The organism is Stenotrophomonas sp. 05N37 (genome assembly GCF_056397365.1).
The window spans coordinates 125995-152758 of record NZ_JBFTNG010000005.1 but is presented as its reverse complement, the minus strand read 5'-3'; the positions used below and the strand labels follow the sequence as shown (position 1 = coordinate 152758).

At 69.3% G+C, this 26764-nt stretch carries 21 protein-coding genes, 1 tRNA gene and 1 pseudogene; 14 read left to right on the top strand and 9 right to left on the bottom strand.

Going from position 1 to position 26764, the window contains the following annotated elements:
• Window positions 1–170: 170 nt before the first annotated feature.
• Window positions 171–1115, top strand: a complete 945-nt coding sequence (panE, locus tag AC1DGC_RS14945) for a 2-dehydropantoate 2-reductase (RefSeq protein WP_394163291.1) — start codon at window positions 171–173, stop codon at window positions 1113–1115.
• 2 nt (window positions 1116–1117) lie between these two features.
• Window positions 1118–2020 carry an NAD-dependent epimerase/dehydratase family protein gene (locus AC1DGC_RS14940; RefSeq protein ID WP_478048243.1) on the top strand — a complete coding sequence of 301 codons (903 nt, stop codon included), beginning with the start codon at window positions 1118–1120 and terminating at the stop codon, window positions 2018–2020.
• Window positions 2021–2564: 544 nt separating this feature from the next.
• Here the strand turns inward: AC1DGC_RS14940 and AC1DGC_RS14935 are convergent.
• Entirely contained in the window at window positions 2565–3380 is an 816-nt protein-coding gene (locus AC1DGC_RS14935; protein WP_478048242.1) for a TatD family hydrolase, read from the bottom strand.
• 102 nt (window positions 3381–3482) lie between these two features.
• On the opposite strand from AC1DGC_RS14935, the gene hrpB reads away from it, so the two are divergent.
• Window positions 3483–5987 carry an ATP-dependent helicase HrpB gene (hrpB, locus tag AC1DGC_RS14930; RefSeq protein WP_478048241.1) on the top strand — a complete coding sequence of 835 codons (2505 nt, stop codon included), beginning with the start codon at window positions 3483–3485 and terminating at the stop codon, window positions 5985–5987.
• A 161-nt stretch (window positions 5988–6148) separates the two neighbouring features.
• Window positions 6149–6538: a hypothetical protein gene (locus AC1DGC_RS14925; RefSeq protein WP_259209551.1), complete on the top strand. Its 390-nt coding sequence runs from the start codon at window positions 6149–6151 to the stop codon at window positions 6536–6538.
• Window positions 6539–6604: 66 nt separating this feature from the next.
• On the opposite strand, the gene AC1DGC_RS14920 is transcribed toward AC1DGC_RS14925, so the two are convergent.
• Together AC1DGC_RS14920 and AC1DGC_RS14915 are read right to left on the bottom strand one after the other, a co-directional pair.
• Complete coding sequence (locus AC1DGC_RS14920) at window positions 6605–7144, bottom strand: pseudouridine synthase (RefSeq protein WP_478048311.1); 540 nt, start codon at window positions 7142–7144, stop codon at window positions 6605–6607.
• A gap of 49 nt (window positions 7145–7193) precedes the next feature.
• Window positions 7194–8054, bottom strand: a complete 861-nt coding sequence (locus AC1DGC_RS14915) for a class I SAM-dependent methyltransferase (RefSeq protein ID WP_394163184.1) — start codon at window positions 8052–8054, stop codon at window positions 7194–7196.
• Window positions 8055–8228: 174 nt separating this feature from the next.
• On the opposite strand from AC1DGC_RS14915, the gene AC1DGC_RS14910 reads away from it, so the two are divergent.
• The 4 genes from AC1DGC_RS14910 (at window position 8229) to AC1DGC_RS14895 (ending at window position 12683) form a co-directional block, all read left to right on the top strand.
• Window positions 8229–9188: an aldo/keto reductase gene (locus AC1DGC_RS14910; protein WP_394163182.1), complete on the top strand. Its 960-nt coding sequence runs from the start codon at window positions 8229–8231 to the stop codon at window positions 9186–9188.
• 704 nt (window positions 9189–9892) lie between these two features.
• A tRNA-Arg gene (locus AC1DGC_RS14905) sits at window positions 9893–9967 on the top strand.
• Window positions 9968–10283: 316 nt separating this feature from the next.
• Window positions 10284–11408, top strand: a complete 1125-nt coding sequence (locus tag AC1DGC_RS14900; RefSeq protein ID WP_478048240.1) for a slipin family protein — start codon at window positions 10284–10286, stop codon at window positions 11406–11408.
• A gap of 54 nt (window positions 11409–11462) precedes the next feature.
• Window positions 11463–12683, top strand: a complete 1221-nt coding sequence (locus tag AC1DGC_RS14895) for an RtcB family protein (protein WP_394163178.1) — start codon at window positions 11463–11465, stop codon at window positions 12681–12683.
• 51 nt (window positions 12684–12734) lie between these two features.
• On the opposite strand, the gene AC1DGC_RS14890 is transcribed toward AC1DGC_RS14895, so the two are convergent.
• The 3 genes from AC1DGC_RS14890 to AC1DGC_RS14880 all read right to left on the bottom strand — a co-directional run bounded on the left by AC1DGC_RS14890 (window position 12735) and on the right by AC1DGC_RS14880 (window position 15080).
• Window positions 12735–13640 (bottom strand): NAD(P)/FAD-dependent oxidoreductase, encoded by a 906-nt coding sequence (locus AC1DGC_RS14890; RefSeq protein WP_478048239.1) that lies wholly within the window; start codon window positions 13638–13640, stop codon window positions 12735–12737.
• Entirely contained in the window at window positions 13630–14082 is a 453-nt protein-coding gene (locus AC1DGC_RS14885) for an Rrf2 family transcriptional regulator (RefSeq protein ID WP_259209542.1), read from the bottom strand. Before AC1DGC_RS14885 ends, AC1DGC_RS14890 begins: the two co-directional genes overlap by 11 nt.
• A 95-nt stretch (window positions 14083–14177) precedes the next feature.
• Window positions 14178–15080 (bottom strand): LysR substrate-binding domain-containing protein, encoded by a 903-nt coding sequence (locus AC1DGC_RS14880; protein ID WP_259209540.1) that lies wholly within the window; start codon window positions 15078–15080, stop codon window positions 14178–14180.
• 128 nt (window positions 15081–15208) lie between these two features.
• Between AC1DGC_RS14880 and AC1DGC_RS14875 the strand changes: the two genes are divergently transcribed.
• Entirely contained in the window at window positions 15209–16423 is a 1215-nt protein-coding gene (locus AC1DGC_RS14875) for an MFS transporter (protein ID WP_259209538.1), read from the top strand.
• A gap of 178 nt (window positions 16424–16601) precedes the next feature.
• On the top strand, window positions 16602–17405 hold the full coding sequence (gene dkgB, locus AC1DGC_RS14870) for a 2,5-didehydrogluconate reductase DkgB (RefSeq protein WP_259209535.1): 804 nt from the start codon (window positions 16602–16604) through the stop codon (window positions 17403–17405).
• A gap of 291 nt (window positions 17406–17696) precedes the next feature.
• On the opposite strand, the pseudogene AC1DGC_RS14865 reads toward dkgB, so the two are convergent.
• A pseudogene (locus tag AC1DGC_RS14865) lies at window positions 17697–18394 on the bottom strand (alpha/beta fold hydrolase).
• Window positions 18395–18749: 355 nt separating this feature from the next.
• On the opposite strand from AC1DGC_RS14865, the gene AC1DGC_RS14860 reads away from it, so the two are divergent.
• The 3 genes from AC1DGC_RS14860 (at window position 18750) to AC1DGC_RS14850 (ending at window position 20122) form a co-directional block, all read left to right on the top strand.
• Window positions 18750–18920, top strand: a complete 171-nt coding sequence (locus AC1DGC_RS14860) for a hypothetical protein (RefSeq protein ID WP_394163171.1) — start codon at window positions 18750–18752, stop codon at window positions 18918–18920.
• Window positions 18921–19058: 138 nt separating this feature from the next.
• Window positions 19059–19670: a hypothetical protein gene (locus AC1DGC_RS14855; protein ID WP_478048238.1), complete on the top strand. Its 612-nt coding sequence runs from the start codon at window positions 19059–19061 to the stop codon at window positions 19668–19670.
• Window positions 19671–19762: 92 nt separating this feature from the next.
• Window positions 19763–20122: a hypothetical protein gene (locus AC1DGC_RS14850; protein WP_478048237.1), complete on the top strand. Its 360-nt coding sequence runs from the start codon at window positions 19763–19765 to the stop codon at window positions 20120–20122.
• 31 nt (window positions 20123–20153) lie between these two features.
• On the opposite strand, the gene AC1DGC_RS14845 is transcribed toward AC1DGC_RS14850, so the two are convergent.
• Both AC1DGC_RS14845 and mgtE read right to left on the bottom strand, forming a co-directional pair.
• On the bottom strand, window positions 20154–22871 hold the full coding sequence (locus AC1DGC_RS14845) for a bifunctional acetate--CoA ligase family protein/GNAT family N-acetyltransferase (RefSeq protein ID WP_394163165.1): 2718 nt from the start codon (window positions 22869–22871) through the stop codon (window positions 20154–20156).
• Window positions 22872–23249: 378 nt separating this feature from the next.
• Window positions 23250–24620, bottom strand: coding sequence for a magnesium transporter (mgtE, locus tag AC1DGC_RS14840; protein WP_259209527.1), 1371 nt, complete (start codon window positions 24618–24620; stop codon window positions 23250–23252).
• 288 nt (window positions 24621–24908) lie between these two features.
• On the opposite strand from mgtE, the gene AC1DGC_RS14835 reads away from it, so the two are divergent.
• The gene (locus AC1DGC_RS14835) at window positions 24909–26714 is read left to right on the top strand and encodes a monovalent cation:proton antiporter-2 (CPA2) family protein (RefSeq protein ID WP_478048236.1); all 1806 of its coding nucleotides are present in this window, start codon (window positions 24909–24911) and stop codon (window positions 26712–26714) included.
• The last annotated feature ends 50 nt before the right edge of the window (window positions 26715–26764 follow it).

Here is a 26764-nt window from a genome sequence, read left to right as displayed (position 1 = left end):
TCACCTGATCGTGGATCGGGGATGCCCGGTCGGCAGTGGGCCTCGGCGGATTCGCCGGGGCCTTTTGCTTTCCGCAGTGCCGCACCGGCGGGTCCATCCGGGCCTGCCTGGCCACAAGGCCAGCGGGAATAGGGGCACAATGGCCTCAATGAGCGTTCAACAGCAGTGAGATTCCAATGCGCATACTGATCCTGGGCGCCGGCGGTACCGGCGGTTATTTCGGTGGTCGCCTGGCCCAAGCCGGCGTGGACGTCACCTTCTTGGTGCGCCCGGCGCGCGCGGCACAGCTGGCCGGCGACGGGCTGGTGATCCGCAGCCCGCTCGGCGATGCGACGTTCCCGGTACAGCACGTCACCGCCGAGGCGCTGCCGGCGCTGGCCGCGGCGCAGCCGTTCGACCTGGTGATCCTGAGCTGCAAGGCCTACGACCTCGCCAGTTCCATCGAGGCCATTGCGCCGGCGATGGGGCCGCGGACCACGGTGCTGCCGATCCTCAACGGGCTGCGCCATTACACCGATCTGGATGCGCGCTTCGGCCGCGACGCGGTATTGGGCGGGCTGTGCTTCATCAGCGCGACCAAGGCCGCCGATGGCGCGGTGGTGCATCTGGCGCCTGCGGCCAAGCTGACCTTCGGCGAGCGCGACGGCACCGGCAGCAGCGCACGGGTGCTGGCGCTGGCGGCGGCCTGCGTGCAGGCCGGCGTGGACCACGTGGCCACCGATGCGATCGGCCAGGAGCAGTGGATCAAGTACACCTTCCTGACCACGCTGGCGGCGGCGACCTGCCTGATGCGCGCCGATGTAGGCACGATCGTGGCCACCGATGACGGCGCGGCGATCGTGCGCGGGCTGTACGACGAATGCCTCGCCGTAGCCGAGGCGGCCGGCGAGCCGATTCCCGCCAAGGCGCGCGAGATCGCCCTGACCGCGACCACGCAGGCCGGTTCGGCGCTGAAAGCCTCGATGCTGCGCGACCTGGAGGCCGGCCAGCAGGTCGAGGCCGAGCATATCGTCGGCGACATGCTGGTCCGCGCGCGTGCCGCCGGGCAGGCGGCGCCACTGCTGGCCGTGGCCTATGCGCACCTGCAGGCCTACCAGCAGCAGCGCAAGGGCTGAGCATGGCCGCCGACGCCGCGCCGGCACGCGTGCTGGTGCTGGGCCTGGGCTACGGCGGGCGGCATCTGGCCGCGCTGCTGCACGCACATGGCATTGCGTGCAGCGGCACCGTGCGCGATCCGGCCACCGCGCCGGCCGACGGCGTGCCACGCCATCGCCTGGCCGAGGGATGCGCCATCGATGCGGACGTGCGTGAGGCGATCCGAACGGCCGACGCGATCCTGTGCAGTGTGCCACCCGATGCCGAGGGCGATCCTGCGCTACGGCTGCTCGGCGAGGCGCTGCACGATGCACCGTCGCTGCGCTGGGTGGGCTATCTCTCTTCGACCGCCGTGTATGCCGACCGCGATGGCGGCTGGATCGACACGCGCTCGACGGCCGATGCCACCGACGACACCGCACTGAAGCGCCTGCGTGCCGAACAGCAGTGGCAGGCCTTGGCGCGGGCGCGCGGCTTGGCCTCGGCGGTGTTCCGGCTGCCGGCGCTGTACGGACGCGGACGCAACGCGCTGGTGCAGTTGGCGCAGGGCAAGGCGCGGCAGGTCGTGCGTCCGGGCCAGGTATTCAACCGGCTGCACGTGGAAGACCTCGCCAGTGCGGTACTGGCCGCGATGCGCCGGCCGCAGGGCAACGCACTGTATCTGCCGGCCGACGATGAGCCGGCGCCGCCGCAGGACGTGCTGGCGTACGCAGCGGCGCTGAGTGGCCTGCCGTTGCCTGCCGCGCTGGCCTGGGATGACCCGGCCGTCCCTGCCTCGCTGGGGCGCTTCTACGGCAGCAACAAGCGCATCGACAGCCGTGGCACGCGCGAGGCGTTGCAGTGGCAGCCGCGATTCCCGACCTACCGCGAAGGGCTGGCCGATGCGTGGGCAGCCGGCGACGGGGTCGTCACCGCCCCCGCGTAACGCCGGGCCATGCTCGGCGGCTTTTCGGTGCGGTGTCCGGGTGGCGGGCTTCGTAGCCGCTGTTTCAGTATGGGCGCTGCACTGAGTACGCCCGGTGTGGGCCGCGCGTTGCGCGGTTGCCGAGCATGGCTCGGCACTACCAGATCGGGCACTGTCGCGCGTTGCTCGATTGCCGGCGTTACCGGGTCCGACATTGAATACGCCCGGTGTGGGCCGCGCGTCGCGCGGTTGCCGAGCATGGCTCGGCACTACCAGATCAGGCACTGTCGCGCGTTGCTCGGTTGCCGGCGTTACCGGGTCCGACATTGAATACGCACGGTGTGGGCCGCGCGTTGCGCGGTTGCCGAGCATGGCTCGGCACTACCAGATCAGGCACCGTCGCGCGTTGCGCGGTTGCCGGGCATGACTCGGCGTTACCGGGTCCGGCATTGAATACGAACGGTGTAGGCCGCGCGTTGCGCGGTTGCCGAGCATGGCTCGGCACTACCAGATCAGGCACTGTCGCGCGTTGCGCGGTTGCCGGGCATGGCCCGGCACATCGGGATCAGGCTGCGTCGGGCAGGCGGAAGAACGCGCGCGTGGCCGCCGTTGCGTTGGCCGCGGTGACGTCGACATCCTCGCCACGGTCACGCGCCAGTTCCTCGACGATATGCGACAGGAACATCGGCTCGTTGCGGCGGTCCTTGGGCATCGGCTTGAGCGAGCGCGGCAGCAGGTACGGCGCGTCGGTCTCGATCATGAGCCGGTTGGCCGGGATATGCCGGACCAGCTCGCGCAGGTGGGCGCCGCGGCGCTCATCGCACAGCCAGCCGGTGATGCCGATGTACCAGTCCTGGTCCAGGTAATCGAACAGTTCCTGGCGCTCGCCGGTGAAGCAATGCACCACCGCCGCGCCGAGCCGGCCATCGAAGTTCTTCATCTGCGCCATGAAATCGGCGTGCGCGTCGCGCTGGTGCAGGAACAGCGGCTTGCGCGCGCCGTCGGCAGCCCGCACGTCGCTGGCCAGCTGCAACTGGCGTTCGAACGCGCGGTGCTGGGCCGGGCGCGGGGCGAAATCACGGAAGTAATCCAGCCCGCACTCGCCCACTGCCACCACCTCGGCATGGGCATGCAGCGCACGCATCTCCGCATCGCACTCGTCGGTGTATTCCACCGCATGGTGCGGATGCACGCCGGCGGTGGCGTAGAGGAACCCCGGGTGCTGACGCGCCAGCTCCAGTGCCATCGGCGAGTGCTCGCGGCTGGCGCCGGTGATCACCATCTGCACTACGCCGGCATCGCGCGCGCGCGCCAGCACGGCATCGCGGTCGCGATCGAAGGAATCATGGGTGAGGTTGGCGCCGATATCGATCAGGTGCATGGGGGGCTACAGGACAGTGAACCCGCCCATTCTACCGTGCCGCCTGCACGGCCCCGGCGTACGCGTCTCGCCGCCCTCGCCCACGGCCCGTATCCTTGGCCGATGAGCACGCCGATTTTCCCGATCTCCCCGCTGCTGCCGCAGATCCTCGCGCAACTGGCCACCCACTCGCGGCTGGTCCTGGAAGCGCCACCCGGCGCGGGCAAGACCACCCAGGTGCCGCTGGCGCTGCTGGACGCCCCGTGGCTGCAGGGCCGCAAAATCCTCATGCTCGAACCGCGCCGGGTCGCCGCGCGCAGCGCTGCGCAGTTCATGGCGCGCCAGCTGGGCGACGAGGTCGGCGGCACGGTCGGCTACCGCATCCGCTTCGAAAACAAGGTCTCCGCGCGCACCCGCGTGGAAGTGGTGACCGAAGGCATCCTGACCCGGATGCTGCAGGACGACCCGATGCTGGAGGGCGTGGGGGCGCTGCTGTTCGATGAATTCCATGAGCGCCACCTGGCCGCGGACCTGGGCCTGGCGTTGGCGCTGGATGTGCAGGCGCAGCTGCGCGAGGACCTGCGCATCGTGGTGATGTCGGCCACGCTGGATGGCGAGCGCCTGGCCCGGTTCCTGGACGCGCCGCGCCTTAGCAGCGAAGGCCGCGGCTTTCCGGTGGCGATCAGCCATTTCCCTGCACGCCGCGAGGAAGCGCTGGAGGCGCAGGCGCGCCGCGCGGTGGAGCAGGCATTGGCCGAGCATCCCGGCGACGTGCTGGTGTTCCTGCCCGGCCAGCGCGAGATCGCGCGCACCCAGGCCGCGCTGGAGCAGGCATTGCCGGCCACCGTGCAGGTGCTGCCGCTGCATGGCGAGCTGCCGGTGGAGCAGCAGTCGCGCGTGCTGCAGCCCGATCCCGAGGGCCAGCGCCGGGTGGTGCTGGCCACCAACGTGGCCGAATCGTCGGTCACCCTGCCCGGCGTGCGCGTGGTGATCGACGCCGGGCTGGCGCGCGAGCCGCGTTACGACCCCAACAGCGGCTTTGCGCGGCTGGACGTGGTGAACATCGCACAGGCCTCGGCCGACCAGCGCGCCGGTCGTGCCGGCCGCGTCGCCGAGGGCTGGGCGTGGCGGCTGTGGCCGCAGTCGCAGCGCCTGGAGGCGCAGCGCCGGCCGGAGATCGCCCAGGTCGAGCTGGCCTCGTTGGCGCTGGAACTGGCCGCCTGGGGCAGCGACGACCTGCGCTTCGTCGATCCGCCACCGAGCGGTGCGCTGGCCGCCGCGCGCGAACTGCTGCAACGACTCGGCGCCTTGAGCGACGGCGGCGGGCTCACCGCAGTGGGGCGCCGCATGCTGACCCTGGGCACGCATCCGCGGCTGGCGGCGATGCTGCTGGCCGCCAGCGCCGGCGAGGAGCAGGCGCTGGCCTGCGACCTGGCCGCACTGGTGGAAGCGCGCGACCCGCTGCGCCAGGGCGGCGATGCGCTGGCCGCCCGCTGGCGCGCCCTGGCCGCCTTCCGCCAGGGCCGTGCACCGCACACGGCCAATCGGGGCGGGCTGGCCACCATCGACGCGGCCAGCAAACAGTGGCGCCGCCGCCTGCGCTGCGAGACGGCGCCACCGACCTCGGTGGAAGCACATCGGCTCGGCGACCTGCTCGCCCACGCCTTCCCCGACCGCATCGCCGCACGCCATCCCACCGACCCCCTGCGTTACCTGCTGGCCAACGGACGCAGCGCGCGCCTGTTCGATCCCAGCGACCTGCGCGGTGAGCCGTGGCTGGTGGCGGTGGAGCTGCGCGACGAAGCGCGCGATGCCTTGCTTCTGCGGGCCGCACCGGTCGATGAGAACCGGCTGCGCCGCGACTTCCCCGCCCGCTTCAAACAGGAAGACGTGGTGCGCTGGGATGCCGACAAGCGTGCCCTGGTGGCGCGCCGCGAATCCCGCTTCGACCGCATCGTGCTGGACAGCCGCTCGGCCGGACGCGTGGATCCGGCGCACGCCGCGCAGGCGCTGACCGAGGCCGTGGCCGAACTGGGCATCGATGCGCTGCCGTGGACCGACGGCCTGCGCCAGTGGCAGGCGCGCACACTGGCGCTGCGCGCCTGGATGCCCGAGCTCGACCTGCCGGACGTCTCCGATACGGCACTGATGGACAGCCTGCGCAGCTGGCTGACGCCGGCCTTCAACGGCAAGACGCGCCTGGATGCACTGGACGAGGCGAGCCTGGGCGAGGCACTGAGGTCGTCCCTGCCGTGGGCGCAGCGCCAATCGGTGGACCGGCATGCGCCGGTGCGCATCAGCGTGCCCTCCGGCATGGAGCGCCCGATCCACTACGCGCTCGACGCCGACGGCCACAGCCCGCAGGCCCCGGTGCTGGCGGTGAAGCTGCAGGAGCTGTTCGGCCTGGCCGACACCCCGCGCATCGCCGACGGCCGCGTGGCCCTCACCCTGCACCTGCTCTCGCCGGGAGGCCGCCCGTTGCAGGTCACCCAGGACCTGCGCAACTTCTGGGCCAACACCTACGCCGAAGTGAAAAAGGAAATGAAGGGCCGCTATCCCAAGCACCCGTGGCCGGACGATCCGTGGACGGCCACGGCCACCCACCGCGCCAAGCCCCGCGGTACCTGACGCGAACGTCGCATTCATGGCTGCCGGCTGACCGCGTCATCCGGTCCCACGGCAGGTGGCCGGGCAAGCGGCTACAGTCGTGGTCCGGTCGTGGCAGGCGGCTAACACGCCCTACACGGCCCACGCCCCACACTGGATCGGAACCAAGCAAAGGACCCCCCATGAGCAGACTGACTGTGATTACCGACCGCGCCCTCGAGCGCGCCCTGGATCTGGCAAGCAGCGCCGGCGACGGCCTCAAGCATGCCGGCGGCAGCCTGCGCCACTTCGGCCCGCAGGCCACCGACTGGATCAAGACCGGCGCCGCCCTTGGCGCGGTGAAGACCGGCAGCAAGGTCGCCGCGAAAGTGGTCCGCCGCAATCCGGCCGTGACCATCGCCGCCGCCGCGGTGGGCGTGGGCCTGCTCGGCTACGCGCTGTACCGCAAGCAGCAGAAGAAGAAGCTCGCCAACGGCGAGGTGGTGGACGGCCAGGCGCAGCGCATCAGCGCCCGCAACCGTCGCGCCAGCACCGTGGTGGACGAACACAGCGACATCGGCAGCGACGCCTGATCCTTGCGGGTCAGCGTTGACGCATCGAAACCGCCGGCAACGCCCGGCGGTTTTTTTTTGGCTGCGCTACCGGATCTCGCGCCATTGGCCGGGCTGCAGGTCATCGAGCGCGTGCGCGCCCATCGACACCCGCACCAGCCGCAGCGTGGGTAGACCGACGGCCGCCGTCATCCGCCGCACCTGGCGGTTGCGGCCTTCGCGCAGGGTGATCGCCAGCCATGCGTCGGGCACGGTCTTGCGGAAACGCACCGGTGGATCGCGGACCCAGAGCGCAGGCGCGGGATCGAGGCGCTCGATCTTCGCCGGCAGGGTCGGCCCGTCATTGAGTTCCACGCCGCGCCGCAGCGCCTGCAGCTGGTCATCCCCGACGCTGCCTTCCACCTGCACCCAGTAGGTCTTGTCGGCCTTGTGCCGTGGGTCGGTCAGCTGGTGGGCCAGGCCACCATCATCGGTGAGCAGCAGCAGGCCTTCGCTGTCGTAGTCCAGCCGCCCGGCCGCGTACACCGCCGGCGGCAGGCCGAAACCGGCCAGCGTGGCCCGCGGCGGCTGGCTGCGGTCGGTGAACTGGCACAGCACGTTGAAGGGTTTGTTGAAGGCGATCAGCATCGGGCGGGACAACGCGGGGGATGGGCCATTGTCCCATCCCCCGGCGAACTCAGCGCGCCGGCTTCACGAAACGCAGGGTCATGCGGTCGCTTTCGCCGATGGCCTGGTACTTGGCCTCGTCGGCCTTGTCGTGCTGGTTGGTCGGCGGCAGCGTCCACACGCCATTGGGATGGTCCTTGGTGTCGCGCGGATTGGCGTTGATCTCGCTGCTGCCAGCCAGTTCGAAACCGGCCGCCTTGGCCATGGCGATCACCTGCTGCTGGCCGACATAACCGGTCTTGTCATCGGCCGGCACGTCGGCCTTGGCGCGGTGTTCGACCACGCCAAGCACGCCGCCCGGCTTGAGCACGCTGTAGAAGCCCTTGAACATGCCCTCGGCCTGGTTGGCGCTGCGCCAGTTGTGCACGTTGCGGAAGGTCAGCACCACGTCGGCGGAATTGGCCGGGCCGAACGTCGGCGCCTTCGGGTCGTAGGCCACGATCGTGCTCTTGTCATACAGCGTGGCGGTGCCGGCGAACTTCTTCTCCAGGCCGTCGCGGCTGCGCTGCTGGTAGTCGCGGCCGCGCCCTTCGGCCACGGCCATCGGGTCGACCACGGCAGCCACGTAGCGGCCCGAGTCATGCAGCAGCGGGGCCAGGATTTCCGAATACCAGCCGTTGCCCGGGGTGACCTCGATGACGGTCTGGCCCGGCGCGACGCCGAAGAACGACAGCGTCTGCGCGGGATGGCGGTACGCATCGCGCTTGACGTTGGCCGGATCGCGGCGACTGTCCTGCACCGCCTTCTGCACGGCCGGCGTGATCGCGACCTGCGCGTTCGGCCCGGCCGGTTTGATCGCCATCGCCGGCGCGGCAAGCATCAGGGTGGAGACGGTGAACAGGCAGGCACAGGTCAACGAACGGGCTTTCATCGGCGGGGCTTCCGGTAGCGGGATGGCGCGAGACTAGCAGCCAACCGTGTACAGGTGTTCACAAAACGTTAGTGCGACGCAGCAATCCGGAACACTGTTTTGTGCCTGTTGCCGCAACGCTGTCACCACGTCGGCCGTATCCTGTGGAAACGATTCCCAGGGAGAACATCACCCATGACTGTTACGCGTGAACTCGGTCGTTCCGGCCTCCAGGTCGCCCCCATCGCCTTCGGTGGCAACGTGTTCGGCTGGAGCGCAGACGAAAAGACCTCGTTCGCCCTGCTGGATGCATTCGTCGATGCCGGCTTCAACCTGGTGGATACCGCCGATGCGTACTCGGCATGGGTGCCGGGCAATGCCGGTGGCGAATCGGAAACCATCCTGGGCCGGTGGTTCAAGCACAGCGGCAAGCGCGACAAGGTGGTGCTGGCGACCAAAGTGGCCAAATGGGCCGAGCGCCCGGGCCTGTCGGCCGACAACATCGCCGCGGCCGTGGAGGATTCGCTGCGCCGCCTGCAGACCGACGTGATCGACCTGTACCAGGCGCACGAGGACGACGAGTCCACCCCGCTGGAGACCACCCTGGCCGCGTTCGGGCGCCTGATCGAACAGGGCAAGGTACGCGCCATCGGGGCCTCCAACTACAGCGCCAGCCGCCTGCACGATGCGCTGAAGGTATCGGCCGACTACAAGCTGCCCCGCTACGAGACGCTGCAGCCGGAGTACAACCTGTACGACCGCAGCGGCTACGAGGCCGGCCTGGAGCCGCTGGTCCGCGAGCAGGGCCTGGGCGTGATCAGCTATTACTCGCTGGCCAGCGGCTTCCTCAGCGGCAAGTACCGGCGTGCCGAGGATGCGGCCAAGAGCAGCGCACGCGGGCGCAGCGTGGTGGACAAGTACCTCAACCCGCGTGGCCTGCGCATCCTCACTGCACTGGATGATATCGCCGGCAAACACGGCGCGAGCGCATCCCAGGTCGCGTTGGCCTGGTTGATCGCACGCCCCGGCATCACCGCGCCGATCGTGAGTGCCACCAGCGTCGAGCAGCTGAAGGACGTGCTGGCCGCCGCGCAGGTACGGCTGTCGGCCGAGGACGTGGCGCAACTGGATGCAGCGAGCGCCGAGCAGGACTGAGTCGCCGTCCATCGCCGATGACACGCAGCCGCCGCAGGGCGGCTGCGTCGTTTTCGATGCGGGCGAAACGACGAGATAATAAAAAAGTTTCATTTTCTGCTTGCGGACTGAAACAAACCCCGGTAATGTTCGCGCCCATCGCCGCAGTGTGCGGCACCCATCCACCCAACCGAGCCCGTCATGCACCGTTGTTTCTCCGCCATCGCCAACCGACTGCACGCTGCGCACAGCGCGCTGCGTCTGTGCGACAGCGCGGGGAAAGCAGATGCACTGACCACCGACTGATCTTTCCTGCACGGAGATCGGTCACCGATCTCCGAGGCACGCCAACGCCCTCGGATGCTGCATCCGGGGGCGTTTTCGTTTGCGTTGGCGTCGCCTCACCCCAGGATCACCATGCCGTATCTCCCCATCGTCCACACCCGGGCAAGGACTGCCTGACCACAAGGACGTGTCGTTTCGAGGCGCGCAAGCGCTGTGCCCTGGTGTGGGGCACGGGCGACGGGGGATTATGTGCATGACATATTGATATCGGTCACCCGATATTGATGCGTCGTCAATTCGATTATCTCAACGGCGCAGGCTTTTCCGCCTGCCTGGTGCGCGCGACGTTGTCGTGGCGTATGCCGGGATGCTCGGATCCGACGCGACATCCGCCTGCTGGTGCAGGCAACGGCGCGAGCCGTGGAGGTCGGTTCGATTCCGGCATGTCACTGCGCAGCTCTGGTAGCGCGGCAGGCACGTCCTGTCGTCGCGGGTTCGATTCCCGCTCCACGCCGCTGCACCCGGGCGAAAGCCCACCCGGGATCCCCCGCCCTGCCGCCGCATCGCAATCCATCGCGAGCGCGTGCCGGGCAACGCTACCGCCGCCGGGCCCTGGCCCTGGACGCGCACCGGCTCCAACCCTGCCACGCCTGCCGAGGTGGCAGCGTTCGTGGGTACGACGCCGACAGCGCCACGGCGTCGCTGCGATGGCGTCGCGGGGCTCCCACCTTCTTCCGCCCCCACCGGGGCACCCCGCGCGCCAGGTCGGTATCCGGCTGGCGCGCGATCGATCTACCGGATGCCACCACCAGAGCCCACAGGAGAATGCACATGTTCTGGACCAGGAAGGTCGTGATCGGCGACGGCGAGCGCGGCCTGGTGTATCGAAATCGTCAGTTCGAGGCCGTGCTCGGCCCCGGCACCCACCGCTGGTTCGATCCACGCGGCGAGCGCACGATCGTGCTGCACGACATCCGCACGCCGCGCTACGACGGCGCCGATGCCGACTTGCTGATGGCGCGTCACGATGCGTCGTTGCAGCAGGCCTTCCTGCTGGCCGATATCGGGCCACGCCAGATCGGCCTGGTGTACTACCAGGACCGCCTGCGCGATGTGCTGGCCCCGGCCGCGCGCCAGTTGTACTGGCGTGGGCTGGTGCCGGTGCGGGTAGAGACGCTGCCCCTGGAGGCGGTGCCGCAGGTGCCGGCCGAGGTGGTGCTGCGCCTGCGCCAGATCGGTCTGCTGTCGCGCTACACGGTGACCACCCATGTGCCGGAGCAGCACGCGGCACTGGTGTTCATCGATGGCCAGTTGGCATGCACGCTCGGTCCCGGCCCGGCGTCGTTCTGGAACCTGCAGAACAACGTGGTGGTGGACGTGGTGGACCTGCGCCTGCACAGCGTGGAGGTGGGCGGCCAGGAGCTGTTGACCCGCGACAAGGTATCGCTGCGGGTGAACCTGTCGGCCAGCACCCGCGTGGTCGATCCGGTGGCGGCGCGTACCGGCGTGGCCAAGGTGGGCGAGCAGGTCTACCGCGAGCTGCAGTTCGCGCTGCGCCAGGCGGTGTCGGCGCGCTCGCTGGATGAGCTGCTCGGCGACAAGGCCGCGCTGGATGCCGAGATCCTGGGCAGTGTCCGCGCGCGCGTGGCCGGCCTGGGCACCGAGGTGCTCGGCGTTGGCGTCAAGGACGTGATCCTGCCCGGTGAAATGCGCGAGATCTTCAATGCCGTCGTACAGGCCGAGAAGCAGGCGCAGGCCAACGTGGTGCGGCGTCGCGAGGAGGCCAATGCCACGCGCTCGCTGCTCAACACCGCCAAGCTGATCGAGGACAACCCGGTGCTGATGCGGCTCAAGGAGCTGGAGGCACTGGAAAAGGTCACCGAGAAGATCGACAAGCTCACCGTGTTCGGCGGCCTGGATGGCGTGCTGAAGCAGCTGGTGACGATGAAGCCATGACATGCCCGGCAGGGGGAAGGGAATCCACCTGCCGGCGCTCAAGGGAATGACCCGATGAATACGCAAACACACTTTGAATTTCTTCACGCCGAAGGCGCTACCCCGATCAAGGCCTGGGTGCGCGGCGTGCCGGTCGACAGCCTGGCCCGCGAGCAGCTGGCCAACATCGCCGCGGTGCCGTTCGTCGGCCCCTGGGTGGCGGTGATGCCGGACGTGCACGTGGGCAAGGGCGCCACCGTAGGGTCGGTGATCCCCACGCGCGGCGCGATCATCCCGGCCGCGGTCGGCGTGGATATCGGCTGCGGCATGGCGGCGGTCCGCACCACGCTGCGCGCCGAGGACCTGCCCGACAACCTGGCCCGGCTGCGCAGCGACATCGAGCGCAGCGTGCCGGTGGGCAACGGCCGCGGCGGCGAGCACCGGCAGCTGCCGGACAGCATCCACAGCCGGATCGTGCGCTCCGGACTGGTCGAGCGGCTGGACGCCATCAAGCAGCGCCACCGGCGCGTGCGCACCGACAAGCTGGCGTGCCAGATCGGCACGCTCGGCGGCGGCAACCACTTCATCGAGATCTGCCTGGATGAAACCGGGGCGGTGTGGGTGATGCTGCACAGCGGCTCGCGCGGTACCGGCAACCTGATCGGCACCTACTTCATCGAGCAGGCGCGCGAGCAGCTGGCCCGGCGCGTGCTTGGTTTCCACCTGCCGGACAAGGACCTGGCCTTCTTCATGCAGGGCGAGCCGTTGTTCGACGACTACGTACAGGCCGTGTCGTGGGCGCAGGACTATGCCCGCGAAAACCGCGAGGCGATGATGGCGCGGGTGCTGGCCGAGATGCGCCTGCGGCTGCCGAAGTTCCAGCTGGAGAAGCTGGCGGTGAACTGCCACCACAACTACGTGCAGGCCGAAACGCACGGGGGCGAGGCGCTGCTGGTGACCCGCAAGGGTGCGGTCAGCGCACGCGCCGGGGAGCTGGGCATCATCCCCGGCAGCATGGGTACGCGCAGCTACATCGTGCGTGGCAAGGGCAATGCCGAGAGCTTCCACAGCTGCAGCCATGGCGCCGGGCGGGTGATGAGCCGCAGCGCCGCGCGCCAGCAGATCACGTTGGCGCAGCACCGCGAGGCGACCGCGCACGTGGAATGCCGCAAGGATGCGGCGGTGATCGATGAATCACCGGCGGCCTACAAGTCGATCGATGCGGTGATGGCCGCGCAGAGCGACCTGGTGGAGGTGGTGCACACCCTGCGCCAGGTGGTGTGCATCAAGGGCTGAGCAGGCCACGGACACACGACCCCGCGGCCACCTTCGGGTGGCCGTTTTCGTTCAGGCCGCCGCGCTGTCCTCGGCCACCAGTGCATGGTGCAGGCTGATCCCGGCACGCACGCCGTCGGCATTGGCCAGGGTGATGTTGCCGACCACGCTGGCATCGCCAGCGGCGTACACGCCCGGCACCGAGGTCTGCTTCTGCGCATCCACCCGCACCAGTACGCCGATCGGGCTGTCCTCCAGCGCGCAGCCCAGTTGTTCCACCAGCGCCGAACCCATGTGCTGGCGGGCGGCAACGAACAGCGCGCGCAGGTCGATGCGGCGACCATCGGCAAGCAGCGCACCGCTCAACTGCGGCGCCGCGCCCTCCAGGCCGACCACCTGCCCGGTTTCGATCCGAACGCCGCGCCGGTCCAGCATGGCGCGCTCGTCGTCCTCGATCTGCATGCCGTGGGCGAACAGGGTGACCTGGCCCCAGTCGGCCAGCAGCCCCGCCATCTTCACCGACATCGCATGCCCGCCGAGCAGGCCGATCGCGCCGCCGCCCACTTCGTAGCCATGGCAGTACGGACAGTGCAGCACGCTGTGGCCCCAGCGCTCGGCCACGCCGGGCAGGTCGGGCAGTTCATCGCGGATGCCGGTGGCCAGCAGCAGCTTGCGCGCGGCCCAGGTGTCGCCGGCGGCGGTGGTGAGCGCGAAACCGTCGACGGTGGGCTGCGCGTCGATGGCGGTATCGCTGACCCAACGCACGGTCGGGTAGGCCAGCAGTTGTGCCTTGGCCTGGCGGAGCAGGTCGCCGCCCGCGATGCCATCCATGCCCAGCACCCCGTGCGAATGCGCGGAGAAGCGGTTGCGTGGCAGGCCACTGTCGATCACCAGGACCTCGCGGCGCGCGCGCGCCAGCATCAACGCGGCGGACAGGCCGGCAAAACTGCCGCCGACGATCACGGCATCAAACGTCATGGGGAACTCCTGCTGCATGGTGGGCCAGGTGGCGGGCGAACGCCTCGCCGAGGCTGGCCAGGGTGGTGCCACGCAGGCGCTGTTCGAGCAGGGCCTGGGCCTGGCGGTAGCTGTCGTCCAATGCATCGTTGACCACCTGCTGCACCGGGCAGCCGCGCCCGGTGTCGCGCGCGCCGGTGTGCAGCAGCGGGGGCGCGCCGATCGCCACGTAGACGTCGTGCAGGGTGATCGTGGCCGGGTCGCGCGCGAGCTGGCTGCCGCCACCGTGGCCGCGCGCGTTGCGCACCACCCCGCCCTTGTGCAGCGCGGCCAGCAGGCGCCGGATCACCACCGGGTGGGTCGGCAGGCAGGCGGCCAGCTGCTCGGAGGTGCGAGGGCCGTCCTGCCCGACCAGATGGGCGGCGATGTGCAGGGCGTCGGAAAACTGGTTGCTGGATTTCATGTAACAAAAGTAGTTACAAATTAACCCGGTGTCCAGTCGTGCAGCGCGGCGGTGGCCCGAGGAGGCGGCCGGCCGTGGGTCGGCCCTGCCCCGTCTCAGCGGATGTAAGGCGGGCCCACCATCGCGGCCGCCAGGTGGTCCAGGAACGAGCTGATCCGCGCCGATACGGCGGTGTTGCGGTAGTACACGGCATGGATGGGCTGGCGCACGTCCACGGTGAGCGCGGGCAGCAGCTGCACCAGGTGACCGGCCTCGCGGTCGCGGTGGGTCATGAAATCGGACAGGCAGACGATGCCCACGCCGGCCAGGGCCAGCGCACGCAGGGTTTCGCCGCTGGACACGGCCAGCGCCGGGCGCACGTGCAGCAGCGCATCGGTATCGCCCGGCAGCGGCCAGTGGTTGAGCGAGTCCGGTTCGTTGAAGCCCAGCAGGGTGTGCCCGCGCAGGTCGGCGACGCTGGCCGGGGTGCCGTGCTGCTGCAGGTACGCCGGGCTGGCCATCACCCGCAGGCGGCTGTGTGCCAGCGGCCGGGCATGCAGGGTGGAATCGGCCAGTGGCCCGATCCGGATCGCCACGTCGGTGCGCCGCTCCAGCAGGTCGATGTAGCGCTCGCTGCTGTTGAGTTCCAGCGCCACGTCCGGGTAGCGCGCGCGATAGCCCGCCACCAGCGGGGCGATCACGTGCAGCACGAACGGCATCGCCGCATCCACGCGCAGCCGCCCGGCCGGGCGGTCGCGGCGGGCGGCGATCTGTTCCTCGGCGGCCTCCACCGAGGCCACGATCGCCCGGGCCTGGCCCAGGAACGCATCGCCTTCTTCGGTCAGTTGCAGCCGCCGCGTGGTGCGGGTCAGCAGGGTGGTGCCGAGCTTTTCCTCCAGCCGCCCCAGCGCCCGGCTCACCCCGGAGGTGGTCTGGCCGAGGGTTTCGGCGGCGGCGGTGATCGAGCCGCTGTCGATCACCGCGATGAAGGCCTGCATCTCGTCGAGGGTGGTTTTCATGGCGGCTGGCACCGGGATGGGACGCCCATTATTGACCACGGCGCAAGAGTGATTGGCGTGAAGGCCGCTTTTTCGGCAAGAGTGCGGCGCGCAGACTGCGCAGCCTCACCTCCCACCGGTAACCCACCATGTCCCGTGGCATCCCTTTGGCCCTGCTGGCGCTCACCCTCGGTGCGTACGCCATCGGCACCACCGAATTCGTCATCGTCGGCCTGATCCCGACCATCGCCGCCGACCTCGGCGTGTCCCTGCCCTCGGCCGGCCTGCTGGTCTCGCTGTACGCGCTGGGCGTGGCGGTCGGCGCGCCGGTGCTGACCGCCCTCACCGGCCGCGTGCCGCGCAAGACCCTGCTGGTGGCGCTGATGGTGCTGTTCACCCTGGGCAACGTGATTGCCTGGATGGCACCGGGCTACGGCTCGCTGATCGTGGCGCGCGTGCTCACCGGCCTGGCGCACGGCGTGTTCTTCTCGATCGGCTCGATCATCGCCACGTCGGTGGTGCCCAAGGAGAAGGCCGCCAGCGCGATCGCGATCATGTTCACCGGCCTCACCGTGGCGCTGGTCACCGGCGTGCCACTGGGCACCTTCATCGGCCAGCACCTGGGCTGGCGCGCGACCTTCCTGGCCGTGGCCGCGCTGGGGGTGATCGCGCTGATCGGCAGCCTGCTGTTCGTGCCGCGCAACCTGCAGCGCAGCGCGCCGGCGACGTTCGGCCAGCAGCTGTCGGTGCTGGCCCAGCCGCGCCTGCTGCTGGTGTATGCGATCACCGCACTGGGCTACGGCGGCACCTTCCTGTCCTTCACCTACCTGGCCTCGATCCTGCAGGACGTCAGCGGCTTCTCGGCCAATGCGGTCAGCGGCGTGCTGCTGGTCTACGGCGTGTCGGTGGCGATCGGCAACCTGTGGGGCGGCCGCCTGGCCGATCGCCGCGGCCCGATCCCGGCGCTGAAGCTGATCTTCGCCCTGCTGGCCGCCGTGCTGTTCGTGCTCACCTTCACCGCCTACAACACCTGGCTGGTGCTGCTGACCGTGCTCGCGCTGGGTGCGGTGGCCTTCGGCAACGTGCCGGGGCTGCAGGTGTACGTGGTCAAGCAGGCGCAGCGTTTTGCTCCGCAGGCCGCCGATGTCGCCTCGGGGCTGAACATCGCCGCGTTCAACGTGGGCATCGCCTTCGGTGCCTCGCTGGGCGGGCTGGTGGTGGACCACCTCGGCCTGATGCACACCCCGTGGCTGGGCGCGCTGGTGGTGATGGGCGCCTTCGGCCTGACCGTGCTGAGTGGCCGCCTGGATCGCCGCGATGGCGTGGCCGACCGGGCCGAGGGCATCGCCGTCGGTGCGCATTGATGGACGGCGTGGCGGACCGATGGTTCGCGTTACGCAACAGCAGCCGACCAGCTGTCGGCCCAACCAACGGCAGCCGACCAGCTGTCGGCCCAGCCAACGGCAGCCGACCAACGGTCGGCTCTACGTCGCTTTACGGTGCGCGGCGTAGCCTGCATCTCACCCCCATGAAGGAGTTTCCATGAGCATTCCCGCATTCGGCCTCGGCACGTTCCGCCTGAAGGGCCAGACCGTCATCGACTCGGTCCGCAACGCATTGGACGTGGGCTACCGCGCCATCGACACCGCGCAGATCTACGACAACGAAGCCGAGGTTGGCCAGGCCATCGCAGACGCCGGCGTGGCCCGCGACGATCTGTTCGTGACCACCAAGGTGTGGATCGCCAACTTCAGCCACGACGCGCTGCTGGACAGCCTGCGCGAGAGCCTGCGCAAGCTGCGCACCGACCACGTCGAGCTGACCCTGATCCACTGGCCCTCGCCCAAGGACGCCGTGCCGATGGCCGAGTACCTGGGCGCGTTGGCGGAAGCGAAGTCGCAGGGCCTGACCCGGCAGATCGGCATCTCCAACTTCACCATCGCCCAGACCCGCCAGGCCATCGACATCCTCGGTGCCGATGCCATCGCCACCAACCAGATCGAGGTGCACCCGTACCTGCAGAACCGCGCGTTGATCGCGTTCCTGAAGGACCAGGGCATCCACGTCACCGCCTACATGAGCCTGGCCTACGGCGAGGTGCTCAAGGACCCGGTGATCCAGGCCATCGCCGACCGCCACCAGGCCACCCCGGCCCAGGTCGCACTGGCCTGGGCGCTGCAGCAGGGCTATGCGGTCATCCCCTCCTCCACCAAGCGCGAGAACCTGGCCAGCAACCTGCTCGCCGCCGACCTGCGCTTGAGCGAGGAGGACATGGCGCAGATCGCCACGCTGGACCGTGGGCAGCGGCTGGCCAACCCGGCGGCGATTGCGCCCGACTGGGATTGAGGCAGGGCACGGCTGGCATTCGCGTCGGCCGTCCGCGGCTGCGGACGGCCTTCCGGGTGCCCCGGCGGTAGCGTCGCGTTCCCGGCGCTGGTCGCACCCTCCAGATCCAACGCGCGGTTGGGGCGGATCCCGATCGACCGCCGACCGCGTGGATCGGCGCGGCGGACGCATGACGTTGGCCGACGCGTCTGGCTCGATTCGGGGTCATGCCATCGCCGCACGTGCGCGTGTCGCGGCGGTGGATCGGGACCCGACCCTACCGGGAGCAGCGCGCGCGACGGTCCGGCCGGATCAGGCCTGCAACCACGCGCGCATCGCGGCGCTGACGCCGTCGGGTTCTCCATCGGCGCCAAATGGCCGCAATCGGGCAGCACCACCAGCGTTGACCCCGGCACGAGCGCATGCATTTCTTCGCTGATCGCCAGCGGGGTGATGCGGTCGTTGGCGCCACACACGATCAACAGCGGATCACGGTAGCCGGCCAGGACGTCGTGGCCATCGCCACGTTCCAGCGCGCTCTGGCGCAGGAATACCTCGGCCCCCAGCCGCGCGGTCATGTCGCGCACGCGCTGCACCAGCACGTCATCATCCAGCCGCGAGGCGTCGATGTAGCTGCGCATCAGTGTGTCGCCAAACCCATGGAACCTGCCGGGCAGGCGCACGCTGGACTGTTGCGACTGACGCTGGGCGGCACGCTCGGGGGAGTCCGCATGGATCGAGGTGTCGATCAACGCCAGCCGCAGCACCCGTTCCGGCGCCGTGCGCAGGATCTGCTGGGCCACGAAGCCGCCGAGCGAAAAGCCTGCCAACGCGAAACGCGGCGGCGCCTGCGCCAGCACGTCGTCGACCACGGCCTGCATCGTCTCGCCCCGGGTCTGGTCGCCCACGGTGCAGTCGGCGATGTCGGACAGGTCGGCGATCTGCGCGCGCCAGAGGTCAGCGTCGTTGAGCAGGCCAGGGAGCAGCAGCAGGGGAAGGCGGTCGGTCATGCGCTTATTGTCTCGCCCGCTGGGCAGGGAGGCCATGCCTGGGATGGGCCTATCCGTTCTACGGCAATCGTCCTTCGAGGGTGTTCGCGTCTTGAAAGAGACGCCCGAACCGAGGAAGGTATTCACGTCAAAGGTTCGCTGTGCCCTGCCCCTTCACTCTCCTGAGCTGGATCGCGCGTTCGCTTGGACTTTCCACCCGGATGAACGAGCATGGCGCGGAAGGGATGAACCCGTGATGCGTGTCGGCATTGGCGCACACGCGATATTCGAACCGCCGCTTGGCCCGGGTTGGGAGAAAAGAGCTGGGGAATGGCTACTCCTTGTGTTCTTGCCTCCGATGTTGGTGTCCTACCCCATGTACTTCATGGAGCTCAGCGCGTTCAAGCGCGTCCTCAAGGCCGGGAACCCAGAGGCATGGAACCAGGCCCGGCAGCGCTTCACGCTGAGTGAGTTCGAGGTGGCCTATCGCGTCCTGACAGCGTCCAAGGACGGCTTATTTCAGGCACTGCGCTTGGCCCGGCGGTGATGAAAGCGAGGCGCATTGCGGTCCGATGGCTGTATATCGGCATGCGTTGATTCATGGTCGTGCTTTTCATTTTGTTGGCGCAGTCGTTGGTCGAGGGTGAGTAGTAAATCGGCCATGGCACCCCATGGCCAACGTGGCATGCACGCCGATACCCCTTCGGCAGAAGGGTCCGGCAAGGACCGGGGCGGGATGACCATTCAGACAGGGAGCAGCACGATGCACAGGATCGAGCGTCTGCAGTTGCGAGGTTTCACCGGCATGTCCACCGGCACGCCGTTGCTGTGGCTTTGCCTGCTCTGGCCCGGCGTAGCGGCGGCTGCCGAGGACGACTGGGTGCGCGTCGCCGATGCCGCCTTGAAGGCGCATGGCTGGCGGCCTGCCGACCATGCGCGATACGCGGCAACGCGGCTGGATGCCAATGGGGACGGGGTGATGGACGAGGCCTACCTGGTGGAGAGCCGGGACAGGCGACGCACGGCGGTCAGGATCTGCCTGGGCACCCGGCCAGGCGCGGCGGCGGCACGGTGCTACATTGCCGCCGCCGAGGAGGGCGATGCGTCCGCGATGGGCGTGGACAGGCGTGCGCCCGGCTGCCACGCGTACACCGGCAATACACATGACGCTGTCACCGACAGCACCGTCTGCACGCCAAACGCCTCGGTGGAGTACTTCCGGATGGCCAGTGCGGGATCGCTGCTGGTCTATGACCGCAGGAGCGATGACTTCCAGCGGTTCTGGTACGCGGACTGAAACGGTGTGCCGTCGCCGTGTCCGCTCCGTGGAGAGGCGGGGCGGCTGCGACCCCACGAACAAATGAGGCAGTACCTGTCCGGAGCTGACGAATGTCCAGAACGTCCATGATGGCATGCTGCCTTTGCCTGGCCTGCGCACTCTCTGCATGCGGCCCGTCCGATGAGGAACGGCTGGCCGCCCTGCCCGCGCTGACAAGAGCCCATATTCTGGCTGCGAAGGAGCAACCCGACTGCGTGCGCGTCGTGGGCGCCTACGTCTTGCGCACCAGGTCCTGGAACGCCACGACGTACTTCGTCGCTGTATCCCACTCTGTGGCCGCTGGCCGCGGATTTGCCGTGTTGCATGTGGATGAACTTGCAGATCCGCTGTACCTGGGCGAACGCAAGTCGTTCCATGTGGAGCTGGATCCATCCTGCAGCAAGGTGACCGAGGAGCTCCAGTTTCAGTAAGCGCCGCCGGGTGGCGTGAACCAGGCGCAGGTCACACCGGCGCCTCGGGCACCTCTACCTCCTGCACCGGCAGGGTCACCACCATCACCGTGGAGTCGTCCGGGTCCAGCCTGGTCTTGAAGCCCAGGCTCTGGCACATCGCCAGCATCGTGCTGTTCTCGCGCAGCACCTGGCCTTCGACGATGTTCAGGCCCAGCCACTTCGCGTACTCGATCATGATCGCCATCAGTCGCCAGCCGATGCCGTGGCCTTTCAGGTCCGAGCGGATCAGGATGCCGTACTCGCCGCGGTCGTAGTCGGCATCGGCATGCAGGCGCACCGCGCCGAGCATGTCGCCGCTGCGCGGGTCGATGGCCACCAGCGCGATCGAACGGGCGTAGTCGAGCTGGGTCAGCCGCGCGATGAACTCGTGGCTGAAATGCTTCACCGACTGGAAGAAGCGCAGGCGCAGGTCGTCGTCGGTGACGCGGGCGAAGAACGCGCGGAACAGCGCGTCGTCTTCCGGCCGTACCGGGCGCACGAAGGCCGGCGCACCGTCGGACAGGGTGATGGTGCGCTCCCATTCCTTGGGATACGGGAACACGGCAAAGCGCGGATGGCCGCGGCCCTTGTGCAGTTTGCGCGAGGGCGCGATGGCCACGCGTGCGTCGAGCGCGATCACTCCTTCACGGTCGGCGAGCAGCGGGTTGATGTCCAGGCTGCGGATCTCGGGAATGTCGGCGGCCAGCTGCGCCAGCTTGACCAGGATCAGCGCCACGGCACGCTCGTCGGCCGCCGGCACGTCGCGGTAGGCCTTGAGGATGCGCGAGACGCGGGTGCGGCCGATCAGCTCGTGCGACAGGCGCAGGTCCAGCGGGGGTAGTGCGAGCGCCTTGTCGTCGATCACCTCGACGGCGGTGCCGCCACGGCCGAACACGATCACCGGTCCGAAGGTGGGGTCGTCGGCGATGCCGGCGATCAGCTCGCGCGCCTTGGGGCGCACGATGGTGGGCTGCACCAGCACGCCATCGATGCGGGCGTCGGGGCGCTTTTCGTGCGCGCGCGCGATGATCGAGGTGGCCGCCGCATGCACCGCCTGCAGCGAGCCCAGGTTGAGGCGCACGCCGTCCACGTCGGACTTGTGCGGGATGTCGGCGGAAAACACCTTCACCGCCACGGTGGCGCCCTGCTCCAGCAGCGGCTGGGCCAGCTCCATGGCCTCGCGCGCGTCGCGGGCCTGCATCACCGGCGCCGACGGAATGCCATAGGCGGTGAGCAGCTGGTGGGTGGCGATGGGGTCGAGCCACTGCTGCCCGGCCGCCAGCGCCGCCTCGACCAGCGCGCGCGCCGTCGTGGTGTCGACAACGAAATCTTCGGGCAGGCTGGGCGGGGTTTCCATCAGCGCGGCCTGCGCATCGCGGTAGCGCACCAGATGCTGGAAGCCGCGTACCGCCTCGGCTTCGGTGGGATAGGTGGGCACGCGCGCGGCGTTGAGCGTGGCGGTGGCCCGGTCATCGTTGCCGAGCCAGACCGCGAACACGGGTTTGTCGCGGTGGTGGCGCGGGCGCAGGCCCAGGGTGCGGGTGAGTGCCTGGGCGGCGTCGGCCGATGAGGTGAACGCGGTGGGCACGTTGACCACCAGCACGGCATCGTTTTCGCTGTCGGACATCAGCGCGTCGATGGCCGCGGCATAGCGCTCGCCATCGGCGTCGACGACGATGTCGACCGGGTTGCTGCGCGACCAGCCCTGCGGCAGCACGCTGTCCAGCTGCGCCACGGTGGCCGGCGACAACTCCGCCAGGCTGCCGCGCAGGGCCAGCAGCTGGTCCACGGCCAGGCGCCCTACCCCGCCGCCGTTGCTGAGGATGGCCAGCCGGCGGCCGGGGAAGGTACCGAGGCGGCCGAGCGTTTCGGCGGCGGTGAACAGTTCGTCCAGTGCGCCCACGCGCAGCAGGCCGGCGCGGTTGAAGGCGGCGCCGTACACGGCATCGGCGCTGGCCAGTGCCTGCACGTGGGTATCGGCGTCCGGGTTGATGCGGATGTGGCGACCGGACTTGACCACCACCACCGGCTTGGCGCGCGCGGCGGCACGCGCGGCGGACATGAACTTGCGCGCATCGCCGATGTGCTCGACGTAGAGCAGGATCGCGCGGGTGCGGTAATCGGTGGCGAAGTAGTCGAGCAGGTCGCCGAAGTCCACGTCCAGGGTGTCGCCGAGCGAGACGACCGCGGAGAAGCCGACCGAGCGCGCGACGCCCCATTCGACCAGGGCGGCGGCGATGGCGCTGGATTCGGAGATCAGCGCCAGGTCACCGGCCTGCGGGAAGTGCGCGGCGATGCTGGCATTCAAGCGTGCGTGCGGGGCAATGACGCCCAGGCAGTGCGGGCCGAGGATGCGCAGGCCCTTGGCGCGGGCGGCGGTTTCCACCTGTTCGGCAAGCGAGCCGGGGCCCTGGCCGAGGTTGGCGGTGAGGATGATGGCGGCGGCCACGCCGCGCTCGGCGGCGGTGGCCACGACCTGGGGGACGATGCTGGCCGGCGCGGTGATGATGACCAGCTCGGGCACCCAGTCCAGGTCTTTCAGGCGTTTGACCGTGCGGATGCCGTCGATGTCGCTGTAGCGGGGATTGATCCAGGCCACCTTGCCGGGGAAGCCGGTGCTGCGCAGGTTGCGCATGACGGCACGGCCGGCGGAGCGTTCGCGCGGGCTGCCGCCGATGACGGCGACCGATTGCGGACGGAAGACGGATTGCAGATGGTAGGTGCTCATGGGCCGCACAGTCGCCGGGTCATGGGATGACACGGTACACGCGTGGAGGGGTGGGTGGGATGATCTGGCGCAGGTGCAGGATCGAGATTCAAGGCAGATCAACGACGCATCCACCGGTAGGTCCTTTCCCCGTGTGGGACAGGGCCGCCCTGCCAGGCCCGGACGGTTTGAACCTGCGCCGCCGTACGAACCGGGCGCCGTTGTGTCCGGCACGTGGCCGCGCGCTCGTGTGGCTTGGCGGGTCCCGCGTCGCGCTGCCGAGCATGGCGCGCCACGACCGTGGGGCATCCATGCCCGGCGGGAATGCCGCCGCGCGCCCGGACAGCGGCGCATCCCGGTAGAGCCACGCCATGCGTGGCGGTGGCCCACCGCGCTCGACTACAACAACGTACCGCTGAGAATCATCGCGGCGATGCTGAAATAGATGACCAGGCCGGTCACATCCACCAGGGTGGCCACGAACGGCGCCGAGGCGCTGGCCGGGTCGAAACCGAGGCGCTTGAGGATGAAGGGCAGCATCGAGCCGGACAGCGAGCCGAAGGTGACGATGCCGACCAGCGCCGCGCCGATGGTGAGCGCCAGCAGCTGCCAGTGCTCGCCGTAGTCGTGCAGGCCCAGCAGCTGCCAGGAGACGATGCGGATCATCGCCAGCACGCCGAGGATGGCGCCGAGGGTGAGGCCGGTGGGGACTTCGCGCAGGGCGACTTTCCACCAGTCGCGCAGGCGCAGTTCGCGCAGCGCCAGGCTGCGGATCAGCAGCGAGGTGGCCTGCGAGCCGGAGTTGCCGCCCGAGCTCATGATCAGCGGAATGAACAGGGTGAGCACGACGGCGCGCGACAGTTCGTCCTCGTAGTGCTGCATGGCGCTGGCCGTGAGCATCTCGCCCAGGAACAGCACGCTGAGCCAGCCGGCGCGCTTGCGGATCATGCCGAAGAAGCCGATCTGCATGTACGGCTTGTCCAGCGCTTCCATGCCGCCGAACTTGTGCGCGTCTTCGGTCGATTCCTCGATGAGCGCATCGAGGATGTCGTCGACGGTGACGATGCCCAGCACGTGCTGCTGGGCGTCCACCACCGGGATGGCGAGCAGGTCGTGGCGACGGATCAGCTGGGCCACCTCTTCCTGGTCGAGCTGGGCATCCACGGTGACCGGCGGGTTGACCTGGGCCACCTCGAGGATGGGCTCGTCGGGCAGGCCGGTGATCAACCGGCGCATGGTCACCACCTGCACCAGGGTGCGGGTGTGCGGGTCGAGCACGTAGATGGCGTAGACGGTTTCGCGGGTGCGTTCGACCTCGCGGATGTGCTGCAGGGTGCGGCCCACGGTCCAGTCGGCGGGGACGCTGACGAACTCGGTGGTCATCAGCGCGCCGGCGGTGTGCGCGGGGTAGCTGAGCAGCTGCTGGATCGACTGCCGCGCCTCCGGGCTGAGCAGCGGGATCAACCGCGCGCGTTCCTCTTCGTCCAGTTCATGGACGATGTCGGTGGCACGGTCGTCGGCCATCAGCCCGAGCAGGGCGGCGGCGCGGGCCACCGGCAGCAGGCCGACCAGCTCGCCGCTGCGGTTGAGCTCGGGCTGTTCGAGCATCTTGACCGCGCGCGGCAACGGCAGCGCGGCCAGGGTGTCGGCGGCGTGCGACAGCTCCAGGGTATTGAGGAATTCCACCGCGTCGGCGGTGTTGTAGTGGTCAAGTGGTGCGCTCAACGCGGCGGCATCGGCCACCGGGCGCAGCAGGTCTTTCTGGTTCATCGGGTTCGCCTGTGGGGATCGCCGTGCGCGACGCCAGCGGTGGCGAACCGTCCCTCGTCAGGCGGTGGCCATCACTGGCGTCGAGCAAGGTCGACTTCTACTGTCGCTGGACATGGGTTTGGGGACTCCGCAAGGGTGTACTGCCGGACACGCCGGCAGCGGCGGGCAGTCTGGACCCGGGCGCGGGGCCGGTCAACCCGGGCGCGGTTGCCGCGTTGGGCTGCGATTGACGTTGGCAGAACGCGTGCGCCGCATAATGGGCGGACATTTCCATGAGCTGGGCCTTCCATGCATAGCGGCGCCCTCGAACTGGCCCTGGTCCTGCTGCTGGCCGCGGTGATCGCCGTGCCGGTGTTCAAGAAGCTGGGCTTCGGCGCGGTGCTGGGCTACCTGGCCGCCGGGGTGGTGTTGGGGCCGGATGGGCTGGGCTTCGTGCAGGACGCCGACCGCATCCTCGGCGCGGCCGAGATCGGCGTGGTGATGCTGTTGTTCGTGATCGGGCTGGAACTGTCGCCGGCACGCCTGAAGGTGATGCGGCGCTCGGTGTTCGGGGCGGGCGCGCTGCAGGTGGCGCTGAGCGCGATCGTGCTGGGCAGCCTGTTGCTGCTGGACCACGTCCAGTGGAAGAGCGCGTTGATCGTGGGCCTGGCCCTGGCCCTGTCGTCCACCGCGGTGGGGCTGCAGCTGCTGTCCGAGCACAAGGCGATCAACAGCGACTACGGGCGCCTGGGCTTTGCCATCCTGCTCTTCCAGGACTTGATCGCCATTCCGTTGCTGGCCGCGATCCCACTGCTGGGTGGGGCCAGGAACGACACCCTGCAATGGAGCGATGTGGCGGTGGCGCTGGGCGCGCTGGCCGTGGTGATCCTGTGCGGGCGGCCGGTGCTGCGCCGTTTGTTCAACATCATCGCGCGTACCCGCAGCCCCGAAGTGTTCACCGCGATGGCGTTGCTGGTGGTGCTGGGCACGGCGTGGTTCATGCAGGAGGCCGGGCTGAGCCCCAGCCTGGGGGCATTCCTGGCCGGCGTGCTGCTCTCCGATTCGGAGTTCCGGCACGAGCTGGAATCGCAGATCGAACCGTTCAAGGGGTTGCTGCTGGGCCTGTTCTTCATCGCGGTGGGCATGGGCATCGACCTGGACCGGATCATCGCCGAGCCGGCGATGATCGCCGCCGGGGTGGCCATCCTGCTGGTGGTCAAGTTCGGGCTGCTGTTCGGGATCGGCAAGCTGGCCAAGCTGCGCACCCGGCATGCGGTGATGCTGGGCAGCGTGCTGTGGCTGGGCGGCGAATTCGCCTTCGTGGTGTTCAACGAGGCGCAGCGCGCCCAGTTGCTGGGCAGTGCCAACCATGACCGGCTGGTGGCGATCGTCGGCCTGTCGATGGCGATCACGCCGCTGCTGATGATCGCCCTGCTGCGGCTGCTGGGCCGCGAGGATGCGCCCAAGGCCAGTGCCCAGCCGGCCGACACGGTCGACACCGGCGGCATCCAGCCGCAGGTGATGATCGCCGGCATGGGCCGCTTCGGGCAGGTGGTGGCGCGGCTGCTGACCGCGCAGAAGATTCCGTTCGTGGCGCTGGAGTCCAACCCGGACACGGTCTCGGACCTGCGCCGCTTCGGCAACAAGCTCTACTACGGCGACCCGACCCGGCCGGAAATGCTGCGTGCGGCCGGCGGCGAACAGATCCGCGTGTACGTGGTGACCCTGGACGACCCGGACGCCAACATGCGCGCCACCCGGTTGATCCGGCGCATGTACCCCGATGCGGTGGTGCTGGTGCGCGCGCGCAACCGCCAGCACGCCTGGCGCCTGATGGACATGTCCGCCGAACCGTTCCGCGAGGTGTTCGGCACCAGCCTGGAGCTGAGCGAACGCATGCTGATCGCGCTCGGCATTCCCGCCGACACCGCGCGCAGCCACGTGCAGCGCTTCCGCGAGCACGACGAGAAGCTGCTGCGCGACCAGTACCTGGTGTATGACGACGAGGCGGCGGTGATCCAGACCTCGCGCGATGCCAGGGCGGACCTGATGCATCTGTTCGAGGCGGATGCGGAGCGGGATGGGAAGCCAGACGCATCCGACCGGGGCGGCTGACCTCCCACCTCCTTTCGCCGGCAACCGCGCGCCGCCAGAGGCCGGGGCGG

Excerpts from the sequence above, each read along its gene's own strand:
- AC1DGC_RS14835 (WP_478048236.1), top strand. The coding sequence starts at position 24,909 with ATGCATAGCGGCGCCCTCGAACTGGCCCTGGTCCTGCTGCTGGCCGCG.
- AC1DGC_RS14855 (WP_478048238.1), top strand. The coding sequence starts at position 19,059 with ATGCACGCCGATACCCCTTCGGCAGAAGGGTCCGGCAAGGACCGGGGC.
- AC1DGC_RS14915 (WP_394163184.1), bottom strand. The coding sequence starts at position 8,054 with ATGAAAGCCCGTTCGTTGACCTGTGCCTGCCTGTTCACCGTCTCCACC.
- AC1DGC_RS14875 (WP_259209538.1), top strand. The coding sequence starts at position 15,209 with ATGTCCCGTGGCATCCCTTTGGCCCTGCTGGCGCTCACCCTCGGTGCG.
- hrpB (WP_478048241.1), top strand. The coding sequence starts at position 3,483 with ATGAGCACGCCGATTTTCCCGATCTCCCCGCTGCTGCCGCAGATCCTC.
- AC1DGC_RS14880 (WP_259209540.1), bottom strand. The coding sequence starts at position 15,080 with ATGAAAACCACCCTCGACGAGATGCAGGCCTTCATCGCGGTGATCGAC.
- AC1DGC_RS14885 (WP_259209542.1), bottom strand. The coding sequence starts at position 14,082 with ATGAAATCCAGCAACCAGTTTTCCGACGCCCTGCACATCGCCGCCCAT.
- AC1DGC_RS14845 (WP_394163165.1), bottom strand. The coding sequence starts at position 22,871 with ATGAGCACCTACCATCTGCAATCCGTCTTCCGTCCGCAATCGGTCGCC.
- AC1DGC_RS14890 (WP_478048239.1), bottom strand. The coding sequence starts at position 13,640 with ATGACGTTTGATGCCGTGATCGTCGGCGGCAGTTTTGCCGGCCTGTCC.
- AC1DGC_RS14920 (WP_478048311.1), bottom strand. The coding sequence starts at position 7,144 with ATGCTGATCGCCTTCAACAAACCCTTCAACGTGCTGTGCCAGTTCACC.
- AC1DGC_RS14895 (WP_394163178.1), top strand. The coding sequence starts at position 11,463 with ATGAATACGCAAACACACTTTGAATTTCTTCACGCCGAAGGCGCTACC.
- AC1DGC_RS14925 (WP_259209551.1), top strand. The coding sequence starts at position 6,149 with ATGAGCAGACTGACTGTGATTACCGACCGCGCCCTCGAGCGCGCCCTG.
- AC1DGC_RS14910 (WP_394163182.1), top strand. The coding sequence starts at position 8,229 with ATGACTGTTACGCGTGAACTCGGTCGTTCCGGCCTCCAGGTCGCCCCC.
- AC1DGC_RS14860 (WP_394163171.1), top strand. The coding sequence starts at position 18,750 with ATGTACTTCATGGAGCTCAGCGCGTTCAAGCGCGTCCTCAAGGCCGGG.
- AC1DGC_RS14940 (WP_478048243.1), top strand. The coding sequence starts at position 1,118 with ATGGCCGCCGACGCCGCGCCGGCACGCGTGCTGGTGCTGGGCCTGGGC.
- AC1DGC_RS14935 (WP_478048242.1), bottom strand. The coding sequence starts at position 3,380 with ATGCACCTGATCGATATCGGCGCCAACCTCACCCATGATTCCTTCGAT.
- AC1DGC_RS14900 (WP_478048240.1), top strand. The coding sequence starts at position 10,284 with ATGTTCTGGACCAGGAAGGTCGTGATCGGCGACGGCGAGCGCGGCCTG.
- mgtE (WP_259209527.1), bottom strand. The coding sequence starts at position 24,620 with ATGAACCAGAAAGACCTGCTGCGCCCGGTGGCCGATGCCGCCGCGTTG.
- dkgB (WP_259209535.1), top strand. The coding sequence starts at position 16,602 with ATGAGCATTCCCGCATTCGGCCTCGGCACGTTCCGCCTGAAGGGCCAG.
- AC1DGC_RS14850 (WP_478048237.1), top strand. The coding sequence starts at position 19,763 with ATGTCCAGAACGTCCATGATGGCATGCTGCCTTTGCCTGGCCTGCGCA.